General features: G+C 42.3%; 13 protein-coding genes. 10 read left to right on the top strand and 3 right to left on the bottom strand.

Annotation, left to right across the window (positions count from 1 at the left end):
* The 8 genes from LRM41_RS03505 to LRM41_RS03470 form a co-directional block, all read left to right on the top strand.
* A partial coding sequence (locus LRM41_RS03505) for a hypothetical protein (protein WP_243819478.1) occupies nucleotides 1–1,022 on the top strand: 1,022 nt, incomplete at its 5' end.
* 1 nt (nucleotide 1,023) lies between these two features.
* Nucleotides 1,024–1,164 (top strand): hypothetical protein, encoded by a 141-nt coding sequence (locus LRM41_RS03500; protein WP_243819477.1) that lies wholly within the window; start codon nucleotides 1,024–1,026, stop codon nucleotides 1,162–1,164.
* Nucleotides 1,165–1,256: 92 nt separating this feature from the next.
* Nucleotides 1,257–2,195: an SDH family Clp fold serine proteinase gene (locus LRM41_RS03495; RefSeq protein WP_243819476.1), complete on the top strand. Its 939-nt coding sequence runs from the start codon at nucleotides 1,257–1,259 to the stop codon at nucleotides 2,193–2,195.
* An 8-nt stretch (nucleotides 2,196–2,203) separates the two neighbouring features.
* The gene (locus LRM41_RS03490; protein WP_243819475.1) at nucleotides 2,204–2,440 is read left to right on the top strand and encodes a hypothetical protein; all 237 of its coding nucleotides are present in this window, start codon (nucleotides 2,204–2,206) and stop codon (nucleotides 2,438–2,440) included.
* On the top strand, nucleotides 2,421–3,059 hold the full coding sequence (locus tag LRM41_RS03485; protein ID WP_243819474.1) for a DEAD/DEAH box helicase family protein: 639 nt from the start codon (nucleotides 2,421–2,423) through the stop codon (nucleotides 3,057–3,059). Before LRM41_RS03490 ends, LRM41_RS03485 begins: the two co-directional genes overlap by 20 nt.
* A complete protein-coding gene (locus tag LRM41_RS04030; protein WP_243819473.1) occupies nucleotides 3,060–4,961 on the top strand; it encodes a restriction endonuclease in 1,902 nt (633 codons plus the stop codon).
* 90 nt (nucleotides 4,962–5,051) lie between these two features.
* The gene (locus LRM41_RS03475) at nucleotides 5,052–5,654 is read left to right on the top strand and encodes a hypothetical protein (protein ID WP_243819472.1); all 603 of its coding nucleotides are present in this window, start codon (nucleotides 5,052–5,054) and stop codon (nucleotides 5,652–5,654) included.
* Between the two features lie 19 nt (nucleotides 5,655–5,673).
* Nucleotides 5,674–5,895 (top strand): DUF167 domain-containing protein, encoded by a 222-nt coding sequence (locus LRM41_RS03470; RefSeq protein WP_243819471.1) that lies wholly within the window; start codon nucleotides 5,674–5,676, stop codon nucleotides 5,893–5,895.
* Between the two features lie 2 nt (nucleotides 5,896–5,897).
* On the opposite strand, the gene LRM41_RS03465 is transcribed toward LRM41_RS03470, so the two are convergent.
* Complete coding sequence (locus tag LRM41_RS03465) at nucleotides 5,898–7,334, bottom strand: polysaccharide deacetylase family protein (RefSeq protein WP_243819470.1); 1,437 nt, start codon at nucleotides 7,332–7,334, stop codon at nucleotides 5,898–5,900.
* A gap of 95 nt (nucleotides 7,335–7,429) precedes the next feature.
* Here LRM41_RS03465 and LRM41_RS04020 point away from each other — a divergent pair, with 95 nt between their 5' ends.
* Nucleotides 7,430–8,191: an ABC transporter ATP-binding protein gene (locus tag LRM41_RS04020; protein WP_243819469.1), complete on the top strand. Its 762-nt coding sequence runs from the start codon at nucleotides 7,430–7,432 to the stop codon at nucleotides 8,189–8,191.
* 1 nt (nucleotide 8,192) lies between these two features.
* Nucleotides 8,193–9,311, top strand: coding sequence for an ABC transporter permease (locus LRM41_RS03455; RefSeq protein WP_243819468.1), 1,119 nt, complete (start codon nucleotides 8,193–8,195; stop codon nucleotides 9,309–9,311).
* Between the two features lie 107 nt (nucleotides 9,312–9,418).
* Here LRM41_RS03455 and LRM41_RS03450 read toward each other — a convergent pair whose 3' ends face one another.
* Nucleotides 9,419–10,135: a DsbA family protein gene (locus tag LRM41_RS03450; protein ID WP_243819467.1), complete on the bottom strand. Its 717-nt coding sequence runs from the start codon at nucleotides 10,133–10,135 to the stop codon at nucleotides 9,419–9,421.
* Nucleotides 10,132–10,731 carry a hypothetical protein gene (locus LRM41_RS03445; protein WP_243819466.1) on the bottom strand — a complete coding sequence of 200 codons (600 nt, stop codon included), beginning with the start codon at nucleotides 10,729–10,731 and terminating at the stop codon, nucleotides 10,132–10,134. The genes LRM41_RS03450 and LRM41_RS03445 overlap by 4 nt, the downstream gene beginning before the upstream one ends.
* Nucleotides 10,732–10,733 lie beyond the last annotated feature (2 nt).

Here is a 10,733-nt window from a genome sequence, read left to right as displayed (position 1 = left end):
CCGAGCTTAATGAAAAAATCACCGACGAGGAAACAGGTCTTCAGGCAATATTGGAGTCTGCACAGGAGCTGAAGAATAATATCAATACATCAAAGGTGAATGCCGACGCTCAACTTCAGAAAATTACTGAAGCCCTAAATAGTGTCCAGTCGAACATTGAAGAAATGGAGACTGCATATACCGAATTTACCGAGCTTAATGAAAAAATCACCGACGAGGAAACAGGTCTTCAGGCAATATTGGACCAAGCGGTTGAGTTAAAATCTGAAATTGTTGCCGTAAAATCCAATGCGGAAACTGTATATAAAGAAATTCGTATTTTCCGTGATAATGCGGCCGGCTATATCAAAGATATTGAAAATTTTAAGGGTAATGCAGAAAATGTAGCTCAAGGAATTCAAAACAAATACGATGAAAGTGTTGAATTTAAAGAAAAGATCCAAGAAATATATAGCATAGGCACTAAAGGGTCACATGCCAATCATTTTGTAGAGAGACGAAACCAGCTCAGGTTGATGTTTATGACATGGATGATAATATCTTTTATATTTATCGTAGCAACCATATATTTAGCTGTGCATTTTGTTTTACCAATGGCAGACGATATGAAAACATCCCCTGACATAAACCTAAGTGCGTTTTTACTACGCTTCAGCATACTAACGCCTACAACCTTTGCTTTTATATATTCATTAAATCAATACTCTCAGGAAAGGCGTTTGTATGAGAAATATGCATTCAAAGCTATAAGTACCTACTCTATCGAGACGTCACTAAATACTCTGCTGCGTTCTACTAAAGGACTATCTGACCAAAGTAGAGATAAAAAGATTACCGATTTTGCGATTTGCACATTTAACTCTATATATCAAGAGCCGATAGAGACCAAAAAGGAGCGATGGTCTTTCGGTGTAGGCAATAAAATATTAAAACTAACGGCTGAAACAAACCAAACCGTAGGTAAGATTCATCAAGAAGTCGATAATTTAAAAGATCTTGCAAAACAGGAAGTAGGTGAATAGGATGAAGTTGTTTACTGTAAACGGAGATAGTTGTTCAGTTGTCCGGAAAAACCAGACAACTAACGAGATAATTACTTGTTCGGAAATTGTGAATAGTTATCTAGAAAATCCGGGATTTCCAGATTTTGTGGAGGTGACGTGATGAAGTATAGGTCTTTTATAAAGAAGTATGACTTTAGTCAGTGACCTTCCGAGATATTCTAAGGGTCAATAAAATAACACAGGAGTTATATTATGAAGAAGAGTAACACTATAGCAAATAATAAAAGTAAGAACTCAAAAGGTACAGTTTCTGATCAGTTTAAGAACAGCTTACTAAAGTTTATAGAATCGAGTGAAGGATTCGTTTATCCACTAATAATACCCCCAGTTCAGAGTATAGACGAGGATGCTCTTTTTGAGGTTTATTCTGATTTACGTAAAATCGGAGAGCAAGATAATTTAAATGTGCTGTTATATTCATATGGAGGTGACGCACGAACGGCATTTCATATTGGTCGACTACTCCAAGCTTATTCTAATAAAAAATTACAAATATATCCTTTACGCGAGGCAAAAAGTGCAGCAACCCTTATAGCTTCGGCGGCAGATAATATGGTCATGTCTGAACTCTCAGAGCTTGGCCCTATGGATCCACAAATAAAGTTACCCAGTATTGAGAGAAGGTTTAGTCCACTTGCAATTAAACATTCCTTAGAATTGTTGCATGGAGAGATTTCTAACGGACATGATCTAATCGTTAAGACTCTGGCGGAGAAATTGCCTGATCCACTCTCTCTTGGAGAAGCACTAAAATCACTTGAAACTGGTAAGGATTATCTGAGAAAACTGCTTGTTTCACGGATGTTTGCAGGTGACAGTGAAAAAGCAGCTGCTGTAGCGGAGCAGCTAGTTTTGGGCTATCCGGATCATGGGTATTGTATAGACTTTAAAGAGGCTCAGGATATCGGACTAGTAGTAAAAGAAGTGCCAGACAATCAAAGAGATGCTCTTTATGATTTGATGTATGGTTATAAGAAGATATGGGATGTGTTTGAATTTGCAATGAGCAGGAAGGATGATAACGAGAATTCGGTGTCCGAGGCTATGCGTCCATTAATTGATCTTAAGCAAGTTGTTCATGAAGTAATTGATATTCAAAAGTCAAAAGAGAGTACTTCAAAAGAAAAATAATCGTAGATATGAAACTAAAATTTGACCCCAATCAGCAGTATCAACTTGATGCTATTCAGGCAGTAGTCGATATATTTACCGGCCAGCCAAAAGACGGTGACAGTACAAATCGTCATATGGATCGAGGTAGACAATTAAGCTTAGAGGCGACAATCGCCAAGGGGAATAGCTTGACGTTAGATATAGCGCAGATAGTTGAGAATACGCATAAAATTCAAGAGAAAAATGGTATCGAGAAAAAGTGAGGCTGAAGAAGTTGGCTTTAACTTGCCGATGACTTCTCCGCTAGAAATTAGCGAAAAATCTCTGAAGCACGGCATGAACTTCTCCGTCGAGATGGAGACTGGCACGGGCAAAACATATGTGTACTTGCGGACGATTCATGAGCTACATCAGTGCTACGGTTGGAAGAAGTTTATTATCGTGGTGCCGAGTGTGGCGATTCGTGAGGGTGTGCTGAAGAATTTGGCGATCACCAGGGAGCACTTCGCCGATCTCTATAATAAGCCAGAGATGGACTACTACGTCTGGGACAGTAAGAAAACTGGTCAGGCTCGTGAGTTTGCGACGAACGATACCTTGCAGATTATGGTGATTACTATCGATAGCTTTGCCAAGGCGCAGAATGTGATGAACAAGCAGAGCGATTATGGTCGGCCGCTCGATTTCATCAAGGCTACTCGACCGGTGGTTATTCTCGACGAGCCGCAAAATATGGAGACGGACATACGGCGGAATGCTATTGCTAGTCTCAATCCGCTGTGCACATTGCGCTATAGTGCCACGCACAAGCACTTATATAATTTGCTTTATCGGCTGACTCCAGTCGATGCCTATGATAAAGGCTTGGTCAAGAAGATCTAGGTGCATAGTGTCCAGAGTGAGGATAATTATAATGATGCATATATCAATGTATTGTCGCTGGAGCGTCAGTCGAAGACTCACTCATTCGCCAAGATAGAGGTGGATGCGAGTGATGAGTATGGCTTGCAGCGCAAGATCATCAAGGCTTTTCCGGGTGATGACCTGGAGGCGAAGACAGGGCGTTCAGTCTATGCCGGCTACTACGTCGAGTCGATCAATCACGGCGATAATTGCGTCGAGTTTAGTAATGGCAAAGTAGTCTATGTTGGTCAGCGTGATGAAAGTCTGCATGATGACATCATCAAGCGACAGATTGAACTGACGATTGATGATCACTTTGACAAACAGCGCCGACTGGGGAGTAGCGTCAAAGTGCTGAGCCTATTTTTCATTGATATAGTGGCAAATTATCGTGAGTATACGGCGAATGGCGCCCAGAAAGGTAAATTCGCCAAGTGGTTTGAGGAGGCGTACGCCAAGGTGGCGTCTAAACCAAAATATGCCGGTGTGATGGACGGCTTGTCGGCGAGTGAGGTGCACGATGGCTACTTTGCTGCGGATAAGAGCGGTCAGTTGAAAGACTCTCGTGACACCAAGGGCGAGGGTGGCCGTACTAAGGATGACGATACGGCGTATAACTTAATCATGAAAGACAAGGAAAGACTACTGGATACCGGCGAGCCGCTACGATTTATCTTTAGCCACTCCGCACTACGTGAGGGCTGGGATAATCCTAATGTGTTCCAAATTTGTACGCTTAACGAAACGTCGAGCCAAATGAAAAAGCGCCAAGAAATCGGACGAGGACTGCGTCTGCCGGTTAATATCGATGGGCAACGAGTGTATGACGATAACGTCAATATACTAACGGTGATTGCTAACGAGAGTTATGCAGATTTTAGTCGCAAGCTCCAGACGGAAATTGAGGAAGAAACGGGCATTCACTTTGGTGGGCGAATCAAGAATCGTGATAATCGGCAAGTCGTCAGCTTTCAGAAATCACGGGCGCTTGATCCGGCTTTCAAGGAATTATGGGATAAAATTAAACATAAAACGACCTACCGGGTGGCAATTGATACAGAGAAGTTAGCAGCGGAGTCGGCTAATGAATTAGCACAGATCACTATTAGCAAACCGCACATTGCTGATACTAAAACACTGATTGACTCGATGAATAATGACAGCGGTTTTATGGTGTGCGAGACCGGCTTTAACGCCTATGCGGCACGCCAAACTGAAGTTAAGATACCGAATTTATTAGCGGATATTCAGCGTCAGACACAAATGACCCGCCGGGTGATATTTGATGTGCTTGATCAGGCGGAGATGTTTGAGCAGATTGCTATTAATCCACAGCAGGTTATTGATGAGACGGCTCGGGCGATTAATCGTGTGAAGCGGCGCTTAGCAGTTGACGGTGTTAAATATCACAGAACGGGTGAGCATTATGACATGACGTTGTTTGAGAATAGTGAATTACAGACATACCTGTATGATGCAGCGATGAAGAGTGGGGTAGTTGCAGTGACCGACCTGGCAAAAACCATCTACGATTATGTGGCGGTTGATTCGGAAGTTGAGCGTGAATTCATGCAGTCGCTGGAGGACAATACCGACGTTAAGTTTTATATTAAGCTACCAAGTTGGTTCAAGATTGATACACCGGTTGGTAAGTATAATCCAGATTGGGCAGTAGCGTTTGACGGCGATGAGCGGATTTACTTTGTTGCTGAGACGAAAGGCTCAGATGATATTAATGATAATCACTTGAGTGCTAATGAACGAGCTAAAATTACTGCGGCCCGTCAGCATTTTGCAGAAATTAATGTACCATATGCGGCGCCGGTGCGGAGTTTGCGGCAGGCGTTGACTATGGTCGGAGATGGTAATTGTGGCACCTGATACACACGCAAATTATTATGTTCGCCCGTTGTTGGCTACTGGGTGCTTACAAATGCTTTTGGAGCGGAGTAAAGATGCTAAGGAGAATGTATGAACAAAACAAACAAAACCATCACTATCGCTCGCGCCATCATCCGCATCGGTGATGCTGCCAGAAATGTTAATGATTATAGTTTGCTGGGCGCGCTGCATGAGATGGTGGAGCAATTGTCACAGCATGGCGTTAAGGATACTGAAGTCGATATGGATTTGTTGCTGGAATATGTCGAGGCAGCGGATGGTTGCGACTATTGCCGTATTGGTGACGGTAAGGATAGCGTTGATGAATTAACAACAAAAATCAATCAGCAGCTTGCGCGTCGTAGCCAGGTGCAGGTGGAGGCGATCAATCAGTCGGTGTTAGAATTTGAGCCAGTGGTCTATCTGGTGACAGCGGCGTATGCCAAGAATGAAAATGGCGTGACGTCGGGCTCGTCGATAGCGCTGATTGTTAACCAGGATGGTTCGGTGGATCTGCCACGCAACCATTTTTTGAACGCAGAACTGCTCGATTATTTTGATGAAAATCGCCCAGTTAATTGGCGTTCTGTCGAGCGTGATTTGCCGTCAAAGTTGCACGGCTATCATTTGGTAGCAGGTTCGGTAGAAGTGCAGGAGATTTTGCCGCGGGAGTTGGATGTGATGTCGTTTTAAGGGTAATGATTATTGAATTATGAAAATCTCCGTACACATTAAACCAAACTCTCGTCATCGTGAGGAAGTCGTGAAAAATGACGATGACACATTGACGGTTTATGCCAAAGCTCCAGCAATTGAAGGTCGAGCCAACGCGGCGACTATTAAATTATTGGCAAAACATTTTAAGGTTTCGCCGTCCAAAGTTAAATTAGTGCGCGGTGCAACTTCAAAATATAAGATATTTGAGATTGATTAAGTTTACGGATAAACGGCGCCCGGTGTCATATCGCCGATTAAATTTTGTACCGTTACAAATGAATAGCCCTGCTGTTTGAGTGAGTCAAGAATGCAAGGAACGGCATTTACGGATGTCTGATGAATGTCGTGCATTAAAATCACAGCTCCATTGCGAGCGCCAGCAACAGCTCTTGAACAGACGATTTCACTATTACGATCAGCCCAGTCGCGCGTATCGACAGACCAAACAACTGCCGACATTCCGCGTTGACGGAATTGCTCCAAAACCGCCCGATTAAACGCGCCGTATGGCGGACGTATGATATTAGGCTTGGTGCCGACTGCTTGTTTTATGGCGTTATTCGTCTGGTCAATTTCACTAGCGAGTTGCTCTGCCGAAACCTTATTTAACTCTGGATGTGACCAAGAGTGATTACCTAATTGATGTCCGCGCGACTGCATACGGCGCAATGTATTGGCACGTGCTGAAACTTTGCTACCGATTAGGAAAAATGTCGCCTTGGCGTCGTACTTATCCAATATATTCAACAGTTTTTCGGTGTATGGTCCGGGTCCGTCATCAAAAGTTAGAGCAATTGTTTTATTCGCGACGGTAGGTGTTGGCGCAGCAGGTGCCGGTTTTGGTTTTTCTGCAGGTTTGGGGATGTTGGCGAATTTTCTCGCCGTTGGGTTTTGCAGGTATTTAGAAACGGAGGAAATTGGCACGGTAATTGTCAATTCACCGTAAGATGATGGCAGTAGCGACGCCTGACCGAGCGGCCAAGCCAGTGCATTGCCGTCGTTGGTGATGATGAAATTAGACAAAGCTTCTTTATTTATGATTTCATTCAGGTCAATTTCTGGCTGCTGGCGTTGCTTGATGATCTGAGAAATATTATTTTTGGCAGCGGATATGATTGCTTCGGCGGCTTCATCGGACTGTTCCGTAAAATCAGCTAATCCGACGACTTCGCCAGATTTTTTGTCGAAAGTCCAAAATTGCGTCATTGATGCTGGATGGGCGCCATTCATATCTTGCTTAATATTGACGACAATTGACAGCGCTTCTGAAGTGTTGTGCGTGACTTGATAACCAATTGTTTCGGTCATTGGTTTGTCAAAAACTGTCGCCAGTAAAACCGTATTTTGAAAATCGCGATCAATTTTATCAATCGACTCGCTAATTAAGCGATTAATCTTTTCATTTTCCGTGATCGGATATTCAATTGAAACTTTTTCCCGTTTGTTATCTCTGGTGACAAATTTTGAGCGAATGCCAGAATATTTCGAGTCGGCAAAATAATACTTTTCGTCAGAAGGTGCAGTCGTTTGTCGCGAGTGTGATTGATTGAGGAAATATATCCCAAATAGCCCTGCCGAAAATAGCAATATCAAAAACGGTATGATAATAAATAGTTTTTTTGATTTTGGTTTTGCTTTTTTTCTCTGAATGCGCATATTATAAGTATAGCACTAGTATTTTGGTTTTGTTATCATTGATGATAAGTAGAGACTAGCTTGATCAAAAATTACAACAGAGAGGAATTTGCGGAGTGGAACTTGAGCCAATTATAAAAGTCGATAAACTCGTTAAAACTTATGATGGAAATAACGTGGTCGACGGCGTGTCGTTTGAAGTTAAAAAGGGTGAGATATTTGGGATTCTTGGCCCTAACGGCGCGGGCAAAACAACAACGTTGGAAATGCTGGAAGCGCTCAGACCAATTGATGGCGGCGTGGTTACAATTGACGGCATAGATGTCGCTAAGAAACCTAAGGACATTAAGAATATAATCGGTATTCAGCTTCAGTCGACGGCTTTTTATGACAAACTGACTTTGCGTGAACAATTGAAAATGTTTGGTAGTTTATATGGTCGGACAGTTGATGCCGAGGCGCTACTTTCTAAGGTTCAATTGACAGAAAAGGCTAAGAATTACGTCGAGCAGCTTTCTGGTGGTCAAAAACAGCGTTTTGCGATTGCTTCGACATTGGTGAATAATCCAAAAGTGTTGTTTCTGGACGAGCCGACCACTGGACTTGATCCGCAGGCGCGTAGAAATTTGTGGGACTTGATTAAGGAAATCCGCGACGAGGGAATTACGATTCTTTTGACGACGCATTATATGGACGAGGCGGAATTATTGTGTGATCGTCTGGCGATTATGGATAGCGGTAAGATTATAACAATTGATACGCCGCATAATCTCATTCAGCAATTATTGGCGCGTGGTTTTAAGAAGGAACAAGTTGTCGAGCAGGCCAACTTAGAGGACGTGTTTATTGATTTAACAGGAAAGGCAATTCGGGATTAACATGAAAAAATATTGGATTGGAATATTCGGGCAAGTTCGCGCTCAGCAAAAGCGTTTCGTTCGAGATAAAATGGCGCTATTCTTTACTTTCCTTTTTCCGCTGATTTTCCTATTAGTTTTTGGGTCAGTTTTTAGTAATGATTCGACCAGTTTTAATATTGCAATTGTCAACAATTCGCAGACAGAATTTGCCAAAAGTTTTGTTAAAAATGCCAAAGAAAATTCGAAGGATTCGATTCTAAAAATTAAAGACGTTAAAGATATGAATGACGCACGTGAAAAGATGAAGCGGTCGGAGCTTAACGGTATTATTGAGCTTCCAAGTGATTTTGGCGCGATAAAAAATAATGGCAATCATCCTATTCCAACAGGCACAATGAATGTTATTTACTCCAAGGGTTCTGAACAAACAGGCGGCGCGTTGGTGGCAGTGATGAATCAAATTACCAATAGTATCAATAGTCAGATGGGTCAACCTGAAGCTCCGCTTAAAGCTGTTGGTAAAGCGATTGGTGATGAGCAATTAAAATCGTTTGACTACATGTTTACGGGACTATTGACTTTCAGTTTGATGAGTATGGGTATTTTTGGCCTATCTAATCAAATACCGGCTGAAAAGAAACGTGGTTTATATCGTCGGTTACGCGCGGCGCCGTTTACTTCTGGTCAGTTAATCATCTCCACAGCAATTCATTATACGACGATTTCCTTGCTTAGTTTGGTGATGATGGCTGTCGCTGGGACGTTGATATTCCACTTTAATATGCGAGGCGACTGGGTGCTATTTGCAATGATGTCTGTATTGTCTGCATTTATGACTGTGGGTGTGGGGTTATTAATTGCTGGGTTGTCAGAGAACGAAGATCAGTCATCGTCATTAAGTAGCCTAATCTCTTTCCCGATGATGTTTTTATCTGGTACGTTTTTTCCACTTCATCTATTTCCAGAATGGCTGCGAAGTGTAGCTCAGTTTATTCCTCTGACTCCGGTTACAGATGGCTTCCGGTTAATTATGACTGAACATGCAAGTTTTATGGAAGTCTTGCCACAATTCGGCGTTATCGCGGCTTGGACTTTTGTTGTCTATTTCTTAGCCATTAAGCTATTTAGGTGGGAATAACTATTCAAGGATAGTGAAACAAATAGAAAGACGTTACGCTTATCGTAAGCGGATGCTTGATATTTTTATCACGGGAGTTGCTTAATTCCGCGCGACAAATCAAATAATTATTCGACGCCGCCAGCCTTCAAAATTGCCCTTAAGCCACTCTCTCCACCGACGAATCCGCTGGTTTGATAGTCGTTAATGACCATGTACGGCAAGCCATTTACGCCAAGAGACAAGGCTTTTTGTGTGTTGCTATCAATTTCTTTTTGGTGCGGTTTTTTAATCATACAGTCGGAAAATTGCGATTCATTCATGCCGACATTTTTGGCGGAAGTCAGGAAATATTCCAGCGGAAGAGCAGGGATTTTTTTCGGCACAGCAACGTTTTTTACGCCAATTCCTTTATTAAAATAATCAGTTTTAATGCGCGGGACGATATCGTGGGTGTACTGCCAATATTTATCTTGATCAGCAGCACAAAATGCAGCGTGAGCACCAGTTTCGGTATTGTTGGTCATCTCTTTTAATAGTGTTACTACGCGATGCTCATAACGAACTTTTCCGGATTTAATATAGTCATTTTTGAAGAATTCTGTGCTGGTTGCGGCTTCGACCTCGGCGCAAAATGAACAAAAATAGTCAGTATAATCAATGAACACGTTTTTCGCGTCAGCGGATCCTTGTGACATTTTTTCATTCCACGGTTTATTATCACCAATGTGACGATTCGGCGGACGATTGACAATTCCATAAATAAACAAAGATACAATTCCCACGATTACAATTCCCGAAAGAACCCAAATAAGTGCTATGCCTGATGATTTTTGTCGATTCATATTTTCTCCTGTTTAGATAATTCTGTGTACATAAAAATAATTTGACCTAATTTATATAGCGAGAATAAACTGAGTAGTAAAGCTAATAAAAGGACTATTATGCTGGCGATATTTGCGGCGGTAGCGGCGGCAGCTCCCGAGAAAAATAGAGTTACAATTGGCAAGATTAGTGATGTTCCGCAGGGAACGCAGCCGAGTCCAATTGTTGCGGCAATTGATGTGATTCCGCTTAGTCCGACTTGTCGAGATACAGTTTTTTCATTGTCGCGATTATTCTTTGCTGTAAAAATTACAGCGGCGATCGATATGCCTTGAAGAATTGACACTACTATAAGCAGCGCACCATTTAGCGAAATGAAACTTTGCTTGAAAATGTCTATAATCATCGAACCGAGCAGCGTGATTTTATCGAGGATTGGCAGGCGTGATGTCATTAGTGGTCCGTAAAAATTGGCGTTGATTGCGAAATAAATTATCACGGCGAAGACGACGGTCGCGACAATTGTTATTAGGAAATATTTCGGCAAACCAAGCATTCTGCCGACTCCTAAAATCGCTGATTTGATGGATTCCTGCTTGCTGTGAATTCGACCCATGC

Origin of the sequence: Candidatus Nanosynbacter sp. TM7-087 (assembly GCF_022828365.1) — a bacterium.
Taxonomy (GTDB): Bacteria; Patescibacteriota; Saccharimonadia; order Saccharimonadales; family Saccharimonadaceae; genus Nanosynbacter.
The sequence above is the reverse complement of the archived record's forward strand: the minus strand, read 5'-3'. Positions and strand labels throughout refer to the sequence as shown.

Coding starts and splice junctions, on each gene's coding strand:
- LRM41_RS03450 (WP_243819467.1), bottom strand. CDS start 10,135: ATGAATCGACAAAAATCATCAGGCATAGCACTTATTTGGGTTCTTTCG.
- LRM41_RS03455 (WP_243819468.1), top strand. CDS start 8,193: ATGAAAAAATATTGGATTGGAATATTCGGGCAAGTTCGCGCTCAGCAA.
- LRM41_RS03475 (WP_243819472.1), top strand. CDS start 5,052: ATGAACAAAACAAACAAAACCATCACTATCGCTCGCGCCATCATCCGC.
- LRM41_RS03500 (WP_243819477.1), top strand. CDS start 1,024: ATGAAGTTGTTTACTGTAAACGGAGATAGTTGTTCAGTTGTCCGGAAA.
- LRM41_RS03485 (WP_243819474.1), top strand. CDS start 2,421: ATGGTATCGAGAAAAAGTGAGGCTGAAGAAGTTGGCTTTAACTTGCCG.
- LRM41_RS03495 (WP_243819476.1), top strand. CDS start 1,257: ATGAAGAAGAGTAACACTATAGCAAATAATAAAAGTAAGAACTCAAAA.
- LRM41_RS03470 (WP_243819471.1), top strand. CDS start 5,674: ATGAAAATCTCCGTACACATTAAACCAAACTCTCGTCATCGTGAGGAA.
- LRM41_RS03490 (WP_243819475.1), top strand. CDS start 2,204: ATGAAACTAAAATTTGACCCCAATCAGCAGTATCAACTTGATGCTATT.
- LRM41_RS03465 (WP_243819470.1), bottom strand. CDS start 7,334: ATGCGCATTCAGAGAAAAAAAGCAAAACCAAAATCAAAAAAACTATTT.
- LRM41_RS03445 (WP_243819466.1), bottom strand. CDS start 10,731: ATGGGTCGAATTCACAGCAAGCAGGAATCCATCAAATCAGCGATTTTA.